We start from the raw sequence: 21,555 nt of genomic DNA on the forward strand, positions 1-21,555 counted from the left end.
AACTAACGGTTTAAGAGTATCACAGGAGGCACTGAAAATCGAATAAACCTTAAAAGAAATATTCCTTCTTTACTCAGGAAGGTAGTAATAAGGCGGTAAATTTGTACTCTGAAATCTATGTAATTCACATCAAGGTACAAGGTAAAACAGGTATAAAAAAATAAAAATATCTTGAATACTTATGTAAAACTCCGAAAATACGGGGATATAGGTTCAACGAAAGTAAATCTCTTATACTAAACTAAACTCTTTCCTTAATTGATTAATCATTTTACTAAATGCGGGAGCGACACGAATAAAATTAGAAAGATGATTAACATCACCTAGTCGTAAAATATAGTAACTTAGCTTATTAGGGCTAAAATAGAAGAATACGTAGTTTTGTATTACGAAACCTCGTGCTTCTAAACAACCGAGAAAAACTATTTAAATTAATAGTTGTGCTACTACCACATACAGTACCAAAATGTAATTGGACCCGAGTTCTTCGTCGCGATCCTAATCTGGTAGTTAAAATATTAGCGGATTTAGACTAATTTTCCCTTTTTGTCTGAAATGGGTTATCGGACATGCGGTAATGACTTTTTTATTTTAGTTCAGTTTGAGAGAGATTTTTCCTTGTTTTTGCTTTACTTTATTCTGGAAAAAAACTTCGGTATACGGACCGAGTCAGAGGACTACTAATAATACTTAAGATACGAGTTAGTGAGGTTGTTAGATTATAGCTACGCTAGATGTTTTACTAGGTTGAAGTAAAAACATCTTGAGTTTTACATCAATTTTTTAATAAACCGTTTTGTTACTCAAAACGTAGGGGACTTCCGCAGTTGTTTAAAAACTTATTAGAGTTACTTTAGGAGGAGTAATTTTTACTACAGCATTATCATACATCATCGCTTCTCGTATGTCATCCGAAATTTTTCGTATTTTTGTTACATACCGATAAGTACTTATAGTTGGTTAATATACTTGTTTCACTCCTCATAGGAATAGTTGAAAATTGTTCGCTTCTTGAAACGGGTCGAGATATAGTGAGAGAAAAACTCTGGTCATTTGTTAATCATTAAGTGACGCGGAAGTAACGTTTTGGACCCGTTTCTTTTAATTGGGTCTTTTATGTTAGAGAACTACTTAACATGGGCCAGTTAAATCTCACATGAGTTTAATCATTAACAGCACCAATACCACGTGACAGGTAACCTCAAGTTTTACTACTGACCTTATGCCAGAGGTTTTATGACTCTAATGTATTATTTAGGGGACATTAGTCGGTTAGGCTTAATCTCGTACGTAAGAAAATACGGCGTCGTACGTTAGCAAGCTTATAATACTTAGTTGACTCTTTATAAGGTTTTTATCTATAGTTGTAAGGAACATTATTCCCAGCGAGCGGAGAACCATAACGGACACTCATACCTTTACTTTCGCACCACGTTAATAACGATGCGCTATTTTTATAATTCCACTTATAGTTCCTGTGGTTTCTTTACTGTGGGAATTACGACCGGACATTTAGAATAATATGGGTTTTTTTAGGACGTGATAAATCCAACGAAAATCTGCGACCTCGGTTATAGCGCGAGTGCTTGGAGTTACCTCTTTGGCGAATACTCTAACGTCTTTTAGTGCTATTAGTCCGTCGTGACTTACACGACCGTAGAATATCAAATTTTTGCAGGGTAGTTAAGTGAAGACTACGTAGGGGACGCGCCCAGAGATGTTGTTCCTGTAGCAGTTTGTGCTACGAAAGCAAAAATTTCGTATGAAAAAAACTATTCGTGCTACTTGGGTGGAGACGTCTTCTTCGTAATACATCAAGACCTTTGAGTTTCCAATGTATTTCTCTTATTTTATTATAATTTAGTTACGTACTTAAAATTTTTGGACTTAAATGTGTTTTGAGTAGAGGTTAACTAAAATGTTTAAAACAAAACATGAGAAAGATTAAAAAGTGTACGTTTTTTAAGGTACAGGTTAAATTTTTTGTTTCAACGATAATATTGACCGAGATGGTCGCCTTATCCTCTCCCATAACGATTTTACGAGAGACGACGTCCGCGTTTTTGTCACTAATTGAGACAATTGAGTTAACTTTTTCCCCTTTTTGATCGTGTTCTTAATCCATTACGTGCTATGTAAGTTCCCTTATATCGGGAGCTTCTTCTAACGTTCGCCTAATAGTGACTTTGTCGTACAGTAAAACCAGTTTAACTATATAATTAGTTATTACGTCCTGTTAGGGACGCATTATTACCTCTGTATGAGCTATATTCGTTACTACTAAAATCAGTTTAGGACTTATGGTTGCAGCAGCCATGGACCACGGAGTAGGCACTTCGGGATGGGATAGAATTTCTCAGGCCACTACCTTTATAATAATTATATTGAAGAACACGGCCTTAACTAGGACGTAGTCGTAGCTCGCGATAGGGGATGAGGTAACGATTTCGACGTTAATTAGTAAATTGGTTCAAAAATCGTTTTGTGACACCGGGACTTTATTCTCGGTTACGTTATCGGGGACCCAATTAGTACTGAGGAGCACGTCTTTTGAAATCGCTTCGCCAATTATTTAAATTTTTGGTGTGTGGTTATTTTGCTCATCCATTTGGTCTTCTATAACGACTTGACCAAGATCGTTAGTAATTCAGTTTAATGTAGTTACCTCTTTATTAAAATCGACTGCCACCTAAAAGATGACATATTTAGCGTTCTATTGATTTTTAACTTAAGGTTATATTAGGTTGATACTACTATCAAGAGAGACCCAATTAGAAGACTTTATAGAAGTAGAAAAACTGTTTCTTTAGAATTACAGATGGTGGAAAAAAAAGTAAATAATTTATCCCGTATAAAAAATAAGTAAAAATGAAATAATGGAGTGAAAAGCCTGTTGGTTTTAATTTAACGAGTTTTGGTGAAAATTAAGGACTTCTTTATACAGTAGATAAATAGAATGTATAAGTTCTACTATAGTTTGCGAATAGTTGACAAACTGTAAATACGTTCAATTTTTGGTTGCCGAAACGCGATAGAGAATCTATTTAGTTCGGTTAAATATAAGTAAAAAAATTTCGCTTTTAACTGGATCCTCTTCCTATTTCTATACCTAAATCCTCTTATATCACAAGTTTTTTGTAACCCTTTTCTACATTTAGAGTTTTATTGAGTTGTCCTTAAACTTCAATTTCCTCAGACGTTTTTAAGAAATAAATGTTCAAGTTCAGAAATATTTGTATTTTCCTTCGTTGGGAGTACTTACCTGTATTGCTAAGTTATGTTGATGCGAGTTTACTTCTTAATTGATTAAAATCTTTTTTTGTAAAAAATGGATGACGTCCTAAAATGGTATTTCTTGGTTAAGTCGAGCAGTTTCGTGTTCTATGAATACATACCCTGAGACTTCCTTTTGCAATAGAACTACGGTATCCGCCTTAACAAACATAGAGTCGGCCTGTATTAGTAGGATTTTAGTTTTTTCGTGACTAACTTCGTTAACTTTCACTACGCTAAGTTGTGTGTTCGGAAAACATGAATTTAGTCCGGGGGTAGCTTTGACGTCTCGCGAACGAACTTCTTCGTGGAATACCGTACCTGTCTCATAGCAAATGATTAAGGCCAAGTCTTCGGTTACTTAACCGTTAATACCGTCGTGCGGTACGCTGCCCTCTTTGATACCATCACTTACAGGCAGTAAGTATAGTACCACCTTGAAGACGACGTGAACGAAGTACACCAGTAAGTTATACCGCTAAGTTTCCCGTCGGTCAGTGACCACATTGGAGACGCGAACTCGGGATGACGATAGCGACAGGCAAATTTGTTTTTGGTCTATCAACGCTAGATAGTACACGTTTTTTACAACTTTGTTGGTAGGTCTTAAGTTGCGTACCTTTCTATCGGCGAAAATATGAACTTGGCCACTACCCACATCCACCTAAATAATGGGGAGGGCTACTGATAAAATCTCTCCAACGGGTATAACAAGTATTAATACCACCATTTATGTAGTCACTACTCCATGTCTGGCCTCGTCCGGCGCCACCGCCACTAGAGAATGAATGTTTTTGGAACCTATAACTACGTCTATACTATTGGTACCGATTTCCGAACCCTTTACCGCGAGGTCAACCGCGATATGAATACTTTTCACTGCAACGACTTTGTTACTGACCGTTTTGTATAAAATTATGCAAACGTCCACTGGGTGAAGTTTACTAGGTTAGGTTCGAATGTAACCTTTAATAATTTCTTCTTGTCGAACAACTTTTACGAGCACGGTACCCCCTGGACGATTTTCTGCCAAAGACACTTAATGTTTTCTTCGTGGGAGAGTAACCTCTACAAGCACCAGCGCCAAACGAAAACCCTTAACTTAATCAGTTTCTAGGAGTTTGTTTTCATGGACGTAGTCTACTCCGTGAAGTTAATTACCTAGACACGTTCCTGTTTCCTGATAATCAACCTTTTCCTCCTGTCATACCATTACAGAAGGCTTATCGTGGTGGAAACTGTTAATTAGCTCTCGTTCAGTTAAAGTATGAACTTTGTGAGCTAGTTAGAAATAGTCTTGACAGTGTACGCATATGAGGTATTATTAGGTTGTTACTCCAACCCAGTAAAGTCTAAGTTGGACCTAAATAAATGCTTATTCTTAAAATCCGCGGATTTTAAATAAAATTACATCTACCTTGATTGATTAATGTTTTAAACGTCTTTTGATTACCCATGATAGATGAAGCGCATAATCTCGATTGGTACGGAAACGTCGTAGTCTCTCTATTCTTAGTGCAGAGGTCCAGTAGCGGTATAAGGTGACTTTGAGTAGAGGAAGGTCATTTCCTTTCTTTTAGACTCCTAAACTAAAAAGTGCTCGTTAGTAAGAACCGTTTTTTCGTTGTGGGTCCGGGCGTCGTTGTTCAAGGTTGTATTTTAGTTAGACTGACGAAACCCGTTGATGGAACCCGAGCTTTGGACGGGCTACTGAGCGTAGGTCATAATAAGCTACGTTCCGTTTTGGTGACGGTTTATTTTATTTACCACATAGAAATTCGAGATTATTTCTTTAACTTCCAGCAAAACGGTTTCCTACTGAGCTACGGTTTTCTCGTTGATTGCCAAGTGATGCCTAATTAACTGATAGCTTGAGAAGACTTTATCAATTATTACAAGGTCGTTTTAGCTAAAGTGGACGAGCATTTGTAAGGCGTTCAAATTGGGGAGGTACAAGGTATTCAAGATGAAGTTATGGTCCTATCGCAACTAATATTGCTCGTTTTTCTCCTCGTTTATCTCACGACCGTGGGTGACCTCGATAAGGTTCTGCATTAGCAGGAACAAAGTTTGGTGCTTACAGTAGGTCAAGGAATTTCTCTAGTAGCGCTAGACGCTCCTCGAATTATGGAGCCGCTATTTGTTAAAGTGGGCGACGTCAACCGTGTGATGCGAAGAATTTAGCAAGTTATTCACCTTATGGTTCGAGAAGGAGTTCGACGAAATAACGAAATGAGTGACAGCTGACTCATCGTTTTTCTCAAACACGTCGCAATCTTTTTGATGGAACTGCTTGATGGAGTTACTTTCGTGCTTCGTCAAAATTAAGGTATTAATAAGGTAAAATCTTACTAAATATAAGCTATTTAAGTAAAATAAGTATAACTTATTTTCACATTTTAGGTAACTTTCTCCTTATCAGTGTTACTAGTCTATATATTGTAGTTTTTAAGTCGTTACGAGGGACGAGGTTCAACCGGATCATACGGATAAAACCGAACGATCGCTTGAATAACAAGTGAAAAAGTTTGAGGGAAAAAGCCCGCCTTAGAAACCGGACCCCCAACAAAATAACGAAAATCGATGTTTTGCGAATTGCGAGTTGGAATAATTTGTACCTCGACTTAATTAGGAACGTCTATACGAGGAAAAAAAATAAGGTCGACACGAAAGTGATGAATTCGTAGTACTCAAATAACCGTAGAATCCAGAATTTTAAGAAAAACAATAAAATGAATCATGCGATACACACTACAATCAGTGACGTTGACAACACCTAAAAACAATAGTAACCTCTTCACTGGCACCGTTCAGTGTAAGGGAGACTAGGTTATTGCGTTTGTGATAAGACCAGTGAATATTGCTAACCGTACATAAAATAACGGTTTTTTAATGTATCCGCCACCCGTAAAACCACCAATTACGGTGACCAAAATTGTGGAAATGAATAACGGCCGAAACAAAAAAATGAGGTAGTCTCGATAGTTCTAATAAAAGCACCTTGTTTTACCGATTAAGTTAATTATCCGGGCCACTGACAACGAAAACGTTAAGGGTAAATACTCTTTGCGCGTGAATAAGCAGTTGTAACCGACCATGAAAATTAACCACATAAACAGCCGTCAAAATGGCGTTATAGTAGCTCGACCCGTAATCGCTACGAACAACCGGAACTATTTTCATAGGACAATTCAGAAGATGGAGCCAGATAGTCGTGCGGTAAGCGCGAACTTCGTAGTGTACCGTAACCCCCATAGGGACTTAACTGCCGGTATAAGCATTAATAATGTCCGTATAGTCCGCGATAATAACCGCTGGAGTAAGAGTTTGTAAATAGTAAAGCGAGCTGGGACCGAGCCCCGCGTGATAAGCCACGACGTCGTGTACGTCGTCCCTGACGTGTTCGAGTATTTTATCCTGTACGACTTCCTCGTTAACGAACGAACCAATACTAAAATCGCCCAGAGAATTTACACAATGAAAAAGGCGACTAAACGGTAGAAGACTTTACTTACGAGACTTGAGTTTTTACGTTTAACACTTTATAAAAATTGCTGATTCAGTCACGGTTGTCCCAAAAGTGCTTTTTCATCGCTTTCATTCATTTTTATCTAAGGTAATTCTACTTTTTTCAAAATTTAAGATGGAAAGTAGATTATTATAATTCTTGATGAAGTGGTACGCAAATTCTGATGATAAAAATAAAAAGAAACGATTACGGCGCTAACGTTCAGGTACCAAGTGTCCTGGTAATGAACGAGGCCGACCTTTTTGTTATCGCTCTCCGGTAGATTTAAAACTTGGTATACGTAAAATATCGTCAATAGGTGTCCCTAAATCTTTGAAGCTTCAACAAGGGTAGGATTCGTAACCTCAAAAATCAAAAAATCTAAATGTTTGGAGAGAAGGAATACTAATGTCAACCCTATTTCCCGTCGTACCTTTACCCCAACCTCTAATGTCGAACCGACGTCCTAAAGTTCATAACGCTGTTTGTCTTCTAAGTACCGAGGGACTAGAAGCGCACCATCATGTTCTCCAGAAAGGATGTCCTGCGAAACTATTGGACCTGGGTTTTTTTAACCCGTGGCTAGTTTGCCCGAATCCGAGAATAGTTTGTATAGAACCGAAATTGAAGGTTTCTAACAAGCTCAACTTCTTACTGGTAATAAATGCATGTGCAAACTCGGACCAACCTCGGTTTAAATCACTACAGTTTCATGTTCCTCATTTGCAAAAACCGCCATGAAGTTGCTGACTTCCGTCCCATTTTGAACTATTGTCAATAAGGCAACTGAACCGTAAGCTTATATGCAATTGTGTTTTTACCCAAGGACAAAAACTTCAAAACATACACGTATTGGGATCGTCATTAAAACTTCCATTAGGTCCTAAATGAGGTCCGCCCTGACGTCCATATCCCCCTTCTCGTTTGCTTGTTCATAGCGATCGAGGACGGTAGCTTATATTAAAATTGAGGTTAAAGCCGTAATAGCCACCACAAACCAAAAGACATTGTCCTGGTGTGCGTCGATTTAAGCATTGACCACGAGAACGTGAATTAATGATAAATATTACACGAACGGAACAAATGAGACTGGCGAAGAGTTCGACGTCCTCGCAAGTCATTTGCTCAAAGTGAAGGAAGAAAGCCATTAAGGAATCGTTCGGTTACTAAAAAATTTAGACGGAGAGATAGTCAAAGTTGGAGTAACTCTTTGGCCGACTTTTTATCTCAAAAAGGACGTCGATTTGCGGGATAAGGATATTTTTAAGGATTCGGTTTTTTTCACTGTGATTGATAGTACCGATATAGCCGTTAATTCGCCGCTCGTAGCACTGCTACAAATTTGAGTCACGCCCGTCGTGATTAATACAGTAGTCGGACAACAAAATACCCTTCTAGACTGTTTGCCTATAGGTTCCGAGAAAGTATTTTAGCTAGCTAACTAACTAGCATAAGCGACGGTATCAAAAAGAGAAACGAATCTCGTTAAAAAACGAGAGCTTTGAGAAAATCTCAATTGTCTAGGAGCTCGTTTTGACTCCACTTGAAAAATAGTCAAGGAAAAGAATCTTAACAAGCGAATTCTTGAAGTAGGACATTGTGACGGAAACAATTAACCGAAACGTCTCCGAGAAATTATGATAGTTCATAACCACGATCAACTAAATTTTCACGTAGATACCTAAACAAACTTCTGAGTTCACTTTATTGAAACCGGACTTCTTCGAAAAGTATTTATTGAAACCAGGCACAATTAACGAATACTTAAAAAAACCGCGTGAGTCTCCATTCGAGCGATGAATTAACGAGTATTAAGAAATAGCAGCTTCGTTTATTACCTAATAGTTTATATGCGAAAAACCGTAAATGTCTTCAACGTAAAAAATGCAGTTTTATATTAACTATGTTTGATAGGAGACAAACAAATTGAAATACAAGTTGGACTTTACTAAGAAGACCATTACAAGGTTAATTAACTAAATTTTGTGTTTTTAAATAAGAAGAGAGAAGTTAATAAACGCTAAGTAACTAAAAAAGTTCTATGCAGAATATTTGTTCTCGACACCTGAGAGAGTAAACTCTCCGTATCACATAAACAAGAACAAGACCTTCGTAATCTATAAAAACAAGGTTATCGAATTTATCGAATTCACACTGTCGAACTAGAAAGCACAAACGTTTTAGTACGTCTTCGGGATCCTTGAGTGCATCAAAACACTCGAGTTAGACTCGTAAAAGTTGCCGAAATGACCGAAGTTTTTACTTCCCTTTAAGAACGCTATTGAAAACGTCAAGCCTTTTTTTGAAGAGAAACAGATAGTCTAGCCGTACAAGAAATTTGACCGCCTGATTGAGAGGTTTTACCACCTAACACGCATTAACTTATTAAAAGACGAGTTGTAATAGAAATGCGGAAAACTTGAGTCAGAGAAGTTATACTTCACGAAGTAGGTATGCAACGGTATTAAGAAACGATAAGCACTACGCAAAATGGTTTCGTGATCCGAAAAGACGTAAATTGAGAAGGTTTGTATGTCATCGTTCAACATGCGGTAAGTACAGAAAATCACGAAATAGTGACTACTTTATCTTTTTTCCTGAAAGTTTTTGAAGTAGTCTTCCAAAAAGATATCGTAGTTCTACGAAAAAACAATAATGACGTGAGCGCAGAAATTTAGCAAGATGTCGTAGAACTTTGTTTGAATGACATGGTGAGTTTAGAAGGGTACTCCGCAATAATAAGACAACGAAAAAATTTCAAGCCTCGTACCTTTAGTGTAGTCTTGGGCGACATTCTTCAGATGACTACAACGTGGTTATTCTTAGTCCTACGAATAAACGTATAAAGAGTCGTCCGGGAAGTATCCCAAATTTTGCGTTTCATGGTTCTAGCAATTCTAGTTGTCATTTGTTTGCAGAATCCTAACATGAAAGTGCTATGACGCCATGTTTTCGTACAGGTTCTGATTCGAGCCGTAATAATAAGCTCGTCAGTTGCTCTTATAAACAATAGACACTTCTTCACACAAGGGTTTCTAATTCTCAAAGACGCAAAACGCGATTTTATAGGTGTATGACTAATTTAACGAATCGGTCTAGCAAATTCAGATCAAAGCATATTAGTTATTCTAACTAAACTCGTTTCCCATTCTTTAAAAAAACATTAGGATTATACTTAAGTCCCTTACTCTAAAGTAGTGAGACACAGTTTCTCTATCAGACTCATTTATGAAATCGGGCGAGATAACAAACAGAATTGAACAGCTGTCTTAGGTATGACTAACTTTCGCCTATTAGCGTGTTATGGGTCGAACATGGATTTAGTCGGAAGAGAAGATTTCTCCTACTCTTACCTAAAACGTCCCGAGCTTAAACCTAGAGCTCGACGACTTCTTTCTTAACGTCGCAAAGAACGAGCAACCATTGTCTGACTACAACTTTTACGAAAACTTATGAGTTATTAAAAAGGTCCTATTGAAATGAAAGAAGGACATTTAGTAGCATAACTAAAAAATCGTTTTCGAGGACTACTCAAACTAAGTTAAAGCCTAGTTAGAGTTCGACATTGAATTTGTTGAGAACTTATGCTTGTTATCGAAAGACCATGCGTTGACCTTATAAAAAATTAACTTATTAAAGACGTTAAACTACAAGGTTGTAGGGTATTGATAGTTACACCGGAACAACATTAAAAAACTATCAATAATTATCTAATCAGACATTTAACCTCTCCACCGCAACTGAGAGTTGTAGGTGAACTGAGAGTTATTATTTGTGAACTATCTATGCAAAGTTTATTGATAGCTTTAGTTCACGTTATATTGAATTCCCTCATAGAAATTTGCGATGTCGTCAACGACCAAACCACTCGTCGTTACGATTATCTAGGAGAAATACGAGAAGTAGTCGCTCGCTAGAGTCAAAAAGATTTCAAAGAAACTGTATACCGGTTAAAAATAGCCATTAGCACTGAACGTAACGAGGTATAAATAGGCCACCTTTTTGAGGAAAAAGGTTATTTTCAAAACGAACTATGTGACCTAGTGATTTTATATTTCTGGGCCGTCGACATATACACAGTCTTCGGGGAAAATTACTTACGGGAACTGGCTTAACTAGTACTAGAACAACATGTAATAACCGTAGGGAAACCCGAGGGTAGTTTTTAAGTTTACGTCTTCGGCGACCGCGACAAACGAGTTCGGGTTCGTACTCGTTCGTTAGTGACAGTAACGCCACTTTCATTTTTACCGGTGACGTTGGTAACCGACTATAAAAAAAGGGTATTTTTAATAGAACGGGTAGGGGGGGGTATCGCTATAATTATGGTTTTAGAACTCCTCAGAATTATTCAGGCCCATTAACGGGATAATTTGGGTTGTCTTTAGGGAAGGGAAGCTGTTGCAAGGGAAGGTATAGCGCTGCATGTAATACTCACCGACTCGCCCTTTTTTGGAATAAGAAAAAAAGTAGGCCTAGTCCTTTTATTGAATTATTAAGAAGAGATGACAGAGGCGAATTGGGAACTATCAGTTCTTATTATGCCGACCGTACCCTATTTATTAGTCGTTATGAATTAACTAGGCTTCCTCGAACATTAAGTCCGCTAAACCTATTTATTCCTGCGTGAAACTTCAGTGTTCTTCGATTTGTCCTGTCGTTATTGACGCAGTATAATTGGCGATATAGTAGGAAGCTTAATATCTATTTCCATAAACGGGTAACGACTCGTTGTCGTTGAACTAGAACAAGCTACCATGTTCTCTCCTAAAGTCTAAAAAATAGTCCGTAAGAAAAAATCTGTTTTAATTTTAAACTGACTTACTATTGTTTCTTACGCGTACCTATGTTTTTTTTGGTTAACATGTTTGCTACCTATATTAACTGAATTTACAAGTTATACGTTAGACCCACGTCATATCGCTTAAAGAGAAATGACATGGGTGCTATGTCTAAAAAAATGTAGATATTTTCAAAACTTTTTATTGATGTTTTTAGTTCGTTATTTTTAAAAGACCTAAGGACCTTTCTTGAAATCTTAATAAGATAAGAATTATTCGAACTCAGTAGCTGAGACCATCTAATGAATTTGTTTAAAAATATTCCTAGCATTATTACTTATGTACCTTATCACATTAAAAACATTTTTCATTGTTTAGTTATAGACTATACTTACGTTACCGTTTTACCCTACCGCATCTTTTTTACACCTGATGTTGTCCGCTTACCCTAACCACGTAGTTTAATCTAGTTTTTAGTAGTTGAGGACTTTTTCGTCTCCGAAAACAACGAGCATACGCACTTCCTGTGACCCGTTGTCTTTGGTTTTGTTTAACCACCTTTCTTTAACGGCGTTTTATCATAACAAACGAGCCTCGTTTACGAGGCTCGGGGTCGTTTAATATTAAAAGTTTCTCAAATACTCGGCACATTTTTATAGAAACTTAGGGGCAAACTAAATGGCCAAATATTATATTTTTTTATTAGAGCTCTGAGATTAATGTGGGTAGTAGCATAGAGTATGGTTTTACACAAATACCGCAGTATTCTACCGGTATAATTTTGCGGCAAAACTAGGTACATCAAATTTACTATAATAGAGGTAACTCAGGTTATCTCCTTTGCCCTGTACTCTACTTGCGTAAAAGCTAAGGGATTTTGAATCGTTCATCTATTATTCCATTATTTATACGTACCAAAAAAACTAAAATTCTGTAACTTATGCAGCAATTTTAATTGTTATGTTCTATCCTATAAATAGATATATAAATTAGTTCGTTTAGTATTTTTTTTTGAACTTGATTAATTTTTGGACTTTTAACTTTGTTAACGAGCTTAACGAATAGTGCTGGGTAGGTAACTTTATAAAACATTAGTAAGTCTTAACTTTCTTATAACCCCCTTTTATACCACACGGATACCACAGCGAAATCGGGTCGTTTTTTTAGATGGAAATTATTACAAAAAAAGTGTTGGTGTTAATTTAGTTAAACTAAATCATGCTCCTCGAATAAAAAAAGTAGAGAGCGTTCTTTATTCTTTTTTGTATTTTTGACTAAAACCTAAAAGACTTTACCTTAGTTAGTTTTAACGTTAAGCTGTGCCAAGGCAAGTACGCTAAGTTGCAATATTGCTTATGTAAATGATATTTAATGTTGTTCGATCACGACTTCTAAGGATATCGGAAATGGTTCTTGAATAGCGGTTATCGTTTGAATACGAAGGCATAATACCGTCAATACCAATATACCAAAACCGGCTACGCGATAGAGTAATAACAAACACCAATGAGTTATTAAAGTTTAAACTTCTTCGGGTCCGACTTATATTCGTACAAAATCTTAGTAATCTAATGCGTCTTAATTAAAATTTGCTTTCGTTTATGTCGTATGTTTTACGTTCATAGCCTCACCCAGAATTTACATCATTAAGATTCCCCAAACTTCGTGGTAGCGTCCGATTTCTAAAAAAATAACGTATAATATTCTTTAGTTAAGGTCGTGGGGTTCTAAGGTTGAGGAGGTCTGACTAAAGGCATGAAATTACCTTGTTTATCAGATATAATATTTATTAATGTAACTCGGAATAAAATAATTTATACTCTCCAATACTAATACAGGGGGTTTTAAATATAGAGAATGCGTTAGTGGGGTTTGTTTCTTGAGCACTAGAGTTCAATAGTACTTTTTCAGGTTAGGTACTAATTACCAAAACGAAATTAATTTTTTCTACCAAATTTTGGTCCTCTGAATTTTTTTGATCTCCCCCTCGAAGGACTTGTTATGCTGTTACTGCTACATTTTTTCTTCGACTAACTTAATAATTGTTGGTAATTCTTATCACCCCTAAAACTATTTCATTGAATATCTCCGCTAAATTTAAATACGTGAGTGTTTTTCCTACTAAATCGTGGAAAAAATAAACTACCCTGCAATTTATTTAAAAAGCGACCTTTTCTTCAAGTCAATTAAAATCTCAGTCGCTTATGGCTTATACATCTTCCACGATATTTCAAGCGCCTATTGTAACTTTACTGACCACAGTAAAACGTTTGGTTTAGTCCTAGGGTTCTACATGATAGATTTTGAATGGGTGGTAGTTTACGGTTATTCTCAAGCAGACTCTGTGGACAAGGTCGTGGTCTCTGACCACTTGAACGAGTTAGATGACACTTATAATTACTGGGAGAGCGAAATTCACTACGGAACTCATTTCACCCTTAAAAATTATGAGGTTCATGACTTGGGTCATGTTGCAGCTGTTTACTCTGGGGCTCTCGTCCTAAATGGTGATTTTATTTACTTACTCTTTAGAATCCCGTACATGTTTTGCTCGATACTGGAGTCGGTTAACGTCGTAGGGACCTAAGGCTGAGTCGGTCTGATTAAAATCGTGGTATTATCTTGTTTATCAGATATAATATTTATTAATATCACTCGGAATAAATTAAGTTATGCCTTCCAATACTAATACAGGGGTTTTTAAATATAGAGAATGCGTTAGTGTGGTTTGTTTCTTGAGCACTAAAGTTCAATAGTACTCTTTAAGGTTAGGTGCAAATTACCAAAATGCAATTAATTTTTCCTGCCGAATTTTGTTCCTCTAAATTTTTTTGATCTTCCTCTAGAAGGACTTGTTATGCTATTATTGCTACATTTTTTCTTTGAGTAACTTAATAATTGTTGGTAATTCTTATCACCCCTAAAACTATTTCATTGGATATCTCCGCTAAATTTAGATACGTGAGTGTTTTTCCTACTAAATCGCGGGAAAAATAAACTACCCTGCAATTTATTTAAAAAGCGACCTTTTCTTCAAGTCGATTAAAATCTCAGCCCGTTACAGCTTATACATCTTTCACGCTATTTCAAGCGTCTATTTTATCTTTACTGGCCACAGTAAAACGTTTGGTTTAGTCCTTAGTTTCTTTGTGATAGATTTTGAATGGGTGGGAGTCTACTGTTATTATCGTTCCGTCTCCATAGCCAAGGTTATGGTCTTTGTTCACGTGAACGAGTTGAGTCATAATTACTTCTGCAAGTATGAAATTCGTTACGGTATCCCTTTCAACCTTAAAAATTATGAGGTTCATGACTTGGGTCATGTTGCAGTTGTTTACTCGGGGTCTTCGGTCCTAAATGCTGATTTAATTTACTTACTTTTGAGAATCTCCTCCTCATTTTCTCGGAGGAGAAAGTAAAGTTGTCTTGAATGCTTTTTGAGGTTAGAGAAGCAATTTTTTACAAAAATTAAGCCAGTAAATCATATAGAATTGAGGGAGTCATTTTTGTAAAAAACGGAGTTGGAATCTCAAAAAGCGTTCAGGACAAGTTTAGCGAATAGTAGAATATGGACTTAGGTTGTTTCGGTATTTAAGTATTCCTGAATCAACCAAACTCTTTATGCAAGGAACAGGTATAAATGTTGGTATAACAAACTCAACTAGAAATTAAAGGAATAAAAAATGAGGTAGTCGGTTTTGGAGATTTAGGTTCCAAACACGGTTAAATTGTTATCGAAGTTGGTAAAAGCTAAAGAAGAACAGAAATCAGTACAAGTTTTATTCTCTAAAGAGTTAAAAATAAAGTAACTAACCCTCTAAAAGGTTTATGTCTTTTCTTCTTATCGGTGACGTTTTTAGTACATAACTATAGAAATGTGGATTTGCCGAGTTAACTAAATTGTGGAGATAACTAAAAAGGACTAGGCTATTTGTTCGCGCGAGTAACTTAAGGTTACAATTTATGAGCCCCCGTTAAAATACAAGTAATTCATTAAAGAGATGTTTAAGTCCATTAAAAAATAGTTAACGTAGGACTTGGCTATTTAACTGACTACGTTTTTAGAATACAGGTCGGACCACGGTTTCGCGATTAACAAAACATTGTAAATAATTGTACTTGCTACAATTAACGACCCAATTTGAACTAGAGAGCTATTCGCCGTATTTAAAAAGGTCTGACTAATTAGGTATGACAAGTACATGTTTTGCTTGGTACTGGAGTCGGGGTTATTAAGATGGCCAAAAGTCGAGGTGTGTTCCAACTATTATCTCGAAGTAGAGGACTAAAAGATACCTAAAGAAATTACGTAAGTAGTGTTAAGCTAACCATCATTTCAGGAGAAGGTACAAACTTAATATTTATCGTTTTCCATAAAACAAGAAGGAACGTACTTTCTGACGGCAAGCACGTACTGAATAATTACTTTGTAGTAGGAGAGGTAGTGCTCCTATTTAGTGTCGGGGTCGTCACCATGGCTATAAATGTACTTAAGGTAGATGATATTCTAGTTCTAATCAACGTAGTTATTACCGGAGGTTGTTCCATAACATTAATTAAACAAGTAAGTTAGAACCATTATTATTTCGTTTAAGTAGCGAAAGTTGCGCTCGTTATCATAAATAAGGGTACCATCGGACATTGTATTTTCCTAATTGATTGTATAGAAAATTAAAAAATTGTTTGACTTAATTTTGTGACAACCGTAATTTTAATGGCTTTAACAGCACTTACTGAAATTTTAGTAAATTGAAATTATATTACTGGCGGTTAAGTAAGCTAAGGAGTTAAAATAATTACCGAACAAACTAAACAAGCGATTTGTCTTTTCGTAACCCGTCGACACATTTTATTAGTACGAGTGAAAATATAAAATCAAAACTAAGCTCTAGCGATGAAAACATAGCTTCACGGAGCCAAAATAGACGTTGGTCACTAAGACGTCATAAGTGGTTAGGTACTTTTTTACTAACAGGGGTTATTCGTTTCTCTTTTCCCCAATCTAGCTCTTAGGTTTATCGCCCTAAACAACAAACACGAAATTATTTCGGTAAGTCTAACTGTTTTGGCCAATAAACTATTCTGTGTTGGTCACTTCGCTAATTATATGATGTTTAGCGTTACGAATTAGGATATATTCGTATGAACAAGTGTATGAGAAAATTTTATTAACTTGAAGAACGCTCGAACATTAAATACAGGTATATTAATCATCATAAAATATACGTATTTAATTAAAATCATGAAATTAAATATTAATGTACTTTAATATTTTTATTGCCTAAGTCCTGAATTGGTCAGCGAAATGATTTTTTATCCAACCGTACAACGGATAAGGAAATTGGTTTTATCAGGGAGAAAAAAGTTTATGTTTTTCTCGAAAGTCGTCAACTATTCAAAGAAGTGAGTGTACTTAAGCTAGGCCGAGTGGCACTCTGAGGTATGCCGAGCGCTATAACTAGCAAAAAGGGGTGTCTAGTATTCGTTTAAAAAAGAAAGGATACTGTGGTGGGTGATGTCGAGGTCATACTTAGGGATACGCTTCTACTTACCCTTTTTCTTTGACAAGTAAGTGGTAGAAATAGAAAAGTTCCTGTGATGTACGTTTCAGTCGTTGTGTAAGTCGCACTCTAGCTAAAAACTAACCACGTGGTCGGTGGCGGTATATCGTTAGTGGATAGCAAAATTAAAAAAGTTCTGGCTTAACTAGACATTCAAGTAGGTATCGGCTTTTATACTATAAGTTGTAGAGTTAATTGAGTGAACCTCAGTCAAACAGACGATTAAAGCTTTTTAACTGTTATAGCTATTTATACCGACACTGTCTTCTTTTAGCGAGTTGTTAACAAACAAGCGGGACAAAGTTTGCAAGACGTTATCGTGAACCGTGTTATGAGTTGTTATCTAGTAGGCTAAAAAAGAAACGAAGAAAATTAACCCGTTCTATCTCAAAAAGAAATAGGGAGTCGTAAAAAAAGAGATACCTTCTAAGCTACGCACGAAATTTTTATTGTCCTAATTTACCAAATTCTTCTATTAGTAGTCGGGGGTAAAGCTCTGTTGCATGTTGACGTAGTTAAAGAAACTCGCCTCTTTACTGTTAGTGTCCTTCCATTATTATTTCCGACACCGGGGATTAAGAAAAATTTTGCAGTTTTGGTGAATAGGGACTACACTATTAACTATTTTCATAATTTAGCTTTAACGGAGACAGATAAAGCAGTTCGTGAAACCTTCGTAGAGGCGTTCCACAACGTAATTTGGGTATTACGAACTCAGCTGCATAATGATTTAGAGAACGGTAAAGTAATAGAAGTTGTTGCTCTTATCTTGGAGACATGCGAAATCCAACTTTATATTAAAAGAACAGTTCGCCTCCTTACCTCTATTAGTGTAGTGCTTAATGGTCCAAGCTGAAAAATTTAACGCGATTATTTAGTCTCGGGAAGGTAACGTGAACCCGGTTAAATAACTAAAGCAGTTACATAGGTTATTTGTTAAAACGTCGGTTTTCTTAGAAAAGTTATAGTATTTATTTGACAAGAACGAGGTAACTCTTAAGAAGTAGGTTTTCGTTGAGTGTTATCGGTTAGTGACTTAACTCACCACATTCATTTAATTTAACGTTTAGTGATGATTTACAAAAGTTTAATTTGCGAAAACCAAAAGAGAGTTAGCTCGGTTTCGAATTTTGAAGTAGCTGTGCCGCAACGTTCTCAAAAGGACTAACATTTTAGAAAAGTTCTAGTAGGAGCATGGACAGTTCCACTATCTTACGTTCGAGTAGTTCATTTTAGAGTCGTATCGGTTGTTAATGTAGTTCTCCACACCTTTTGAGTGAGGCATTCGACCGTTTATTTCGAAGAGCAAGTGCACAATCTCAATGCAATGCTAAGCCGAAACGAAAAAATAACTCTAAGTAATTAAGACAAGGGAATAGCTCACTTTATGAGAAAATGAGACGTCGAAAAAAATGATTGGCAAGCTAGAAGAGTTCTTCCGCCCCTTCGAGTTATCCGAAGTGAAGCATAAGTAGCGTTGGACGACGATGGCGAAAAAGGGCTAGCGGGTGGTAGCGTACACGACAATTTCGTTATTATCCCTACCTAACCCATAAACCTAGACTAAACTCAACAGCGCAGCGAAGTATCGGTAGATTTTGTCCGTCCGAATTCAGGTAATTTTATTCTAGTCCTACAAGTAGAGAACGGTACTATTGAGGAAAAAGAGGTAGGTGACGCGTCGAGTGAGGTATAGGAAATGCAACGTTTGCAGAACTATTGTATAGTTCTAAGTTAAGTAATAGAAGGTGTTAGTTCTAAAAATGGCGGTATCGTCATAGAGGATTGCTAAAAATTAATAAACAGGTTAGACTAGGCAATAGCAACGTTATTCAACAACCGCTAATATTCTTAAAAAAACATTTTGTTGAAACGAGCTTAAGTAATCTTTTAGCGCAAGAAGGACTCAGTTAAGAAAACGTCAATGTTATTAATGCCCTTAAACTCGGGTGAAGAGTACGAAAACATTAAGCGCATATTGTAGTTTTGGTAGGTAGAGACCGTAATTATTTAGGTCCTCCTATTCTCTTCCCCAAACGAGGCGATTTTGTCGATTGCGTAGTGCCGGTAAAAATCGAAGGTCGTGCAAGGTGAACCTAAAAAACTACCGAGAAGGGTACTAGACGGCACTTAGGCGAAGTAGTAGGTGTTAATTATGTCTGAACTCACGTAGGAATCCATTATACACGAGTTAAAATAGGTAATCACGGGATCCGAGTTAGCCAAATAACTCTATTAGTTGTCGTGGATTTCGTTTTGGGTCCAGAAAAAGGTCGTCGTAGCTTTGATTTTAGTGCCCTTATAAGTGTTCTAACCGTAGTCGAAAATTACGGCTGTTTCACCGGGTAGGTAGGTAGTACCCGTATTATTGTAGTTCTCATTAGTTCAGTCCAACCATAAAAGAACGGTTTCTTTCCGTAAGAAGGGGTACCTTGCGCACGTTATGAGCCTATGGACTAAGTAAGTCCGAAAAGAGGTAATAAAATACTTAAAGTCCTAGTAGTAGTTGGTGCTCTTGACAAAATTGACGACGAAAAAGAAACCGTAAGTCAACACCATCAAAAAGGCCTCTATAAAAGAGTTGTGGGTGCCACGATTAGTAACCATTGTACTACCACTTGCACCTTGGAAATGGTATAAGTGAGAGTTATCACTGTAGAGGAGGGTCATAAAATCTTTTCGAAAACCAGTTTATTTCTGGGTTAGGTCATGGTGGCTTAGCTGCACAACAACTGCTGAGGCGGACTCTTTTGCGAAACTTGTTACATGGATTAACGAGTGCACAATCCGGCTAGGGACATAGTGAGTGACGTTTAACATACATGCTAAATAGCAATGAGTAATAGCCGAAGTGTCTATTTTATTAGCATGGAAGAAATCATTTAAATCGGCGTAACGACTAATTTAAATTGTCCGTAACGGAATGAAAATGCTCTAGACACACGTACTATGAGTGAACCCCCAGCTAGAGCATAAACTTACTTAAGTATAAGAATAAATGGTTCCCTTGTTAATATCGGAGGTCTAGGAATTAGTATAACCCCTGTAACTGTAGAAGGTCTTTTTATAGGTAGAACGGGCGAAGGTAGAAGCTATTTAGGTTATATAGCAACTATTCTCTGTTGTTTACAAAACGACTTCTGAGATAAAAAAACTCTAGTAGGTCTATTGAGAGTACCGGCCGTAGAAGGTAAAGAAGAAGGTTATTAAGCGTCATGGGATACTACCGTAATTCACCCCATGCATTAAGCACCGACCATAATCGTTATTTAAGTCTAAACCGAAATAAACGGTGAAGTCTTAGAAAGAACCGAAGCAAATTAACTTGGTGGTCGAAAAGGTCTAAAACTAAATGTAAAAAGTCGAGGTACCAAGAACTAAGTTGGTTAAGCACATTTACGAGAACACATATCACGTCTGAAACTCTGTACCATAATTTTGAACAGTGCTGGAGCAAGTTTAGTAACATCCCTCAGTAGAGATTTGCTACAAAATTCGACTGGAATAAAAACCATTAGGAAACGTAACGGTATCAATTACGTAAGTTACTAAACCTTTATCGTACATTTTTTTACATGCGATGTTACTATCAATTGCTGTCATAGGGTTATCCGTTTGACTAGTATTAGTATGCTAACCAACTTTATTCAACAACTTTTCAGTCATTACTAACGGGGAAATCAAAAGAACAATAACGTAGGTTCAACAGTTTAACAAAGCTCTCTGAGTGATCTAACAAAACATGGAGCTATACTAAAAAAACATTAACGTTAAACTCTAATAACTCAAGAAATGCATCTCTTTACTATGAAGGACTCGGAAATCAATTAACCAATCGTTGGTTTAGTTTAACTGCTGAGTTTAGGTCACGTCTAACTACGTCAACACCCAATAGGACATTATTTAACAAATCAACAACGTTAAATCTCACACAATTGCCATACTCGCCATCTTCAACTAAGAAGAGATTTAATAAGTTAAGTAGACTTAAGAGAAGAAGGCGCTCAACGAGCTAATTAGGGTACTCTTTACGGTCGAGTCATAATTAAAAAAGTAGTTGCGCCTTACGTAGTCTTTATAATAATTTTTAGTCTAGTAGATTTCAACAAAATTCGACCAGCGAAACGCATTCAAAGGGGAGTACCTCTATTGGTGCATCAACCGCATACAAAAAAAATATAACTATTCAATTTTGTGGTGACTATAAAAGACTGACCAACACTTAACAAAATTGAAGAAATAGTTACTCGACAAAAACTAGCCGGTTAAGAAAAAAGCAAAAGTTTTTTCGAACCCAGTTAGAGTTATTAGACAGTAGTTAAAAATTTTTCAGGACTATCCAGTGAAATTCAAAAACTTCACGAACGCGAATTTAAATTCTTCAACTCAGCCTTACAGCCACGGAACAAGCACTGGACGAAGTCTCGGGTCT

It is taken from the genome of Legionella qingyii, from assembly GCF_003184185.1.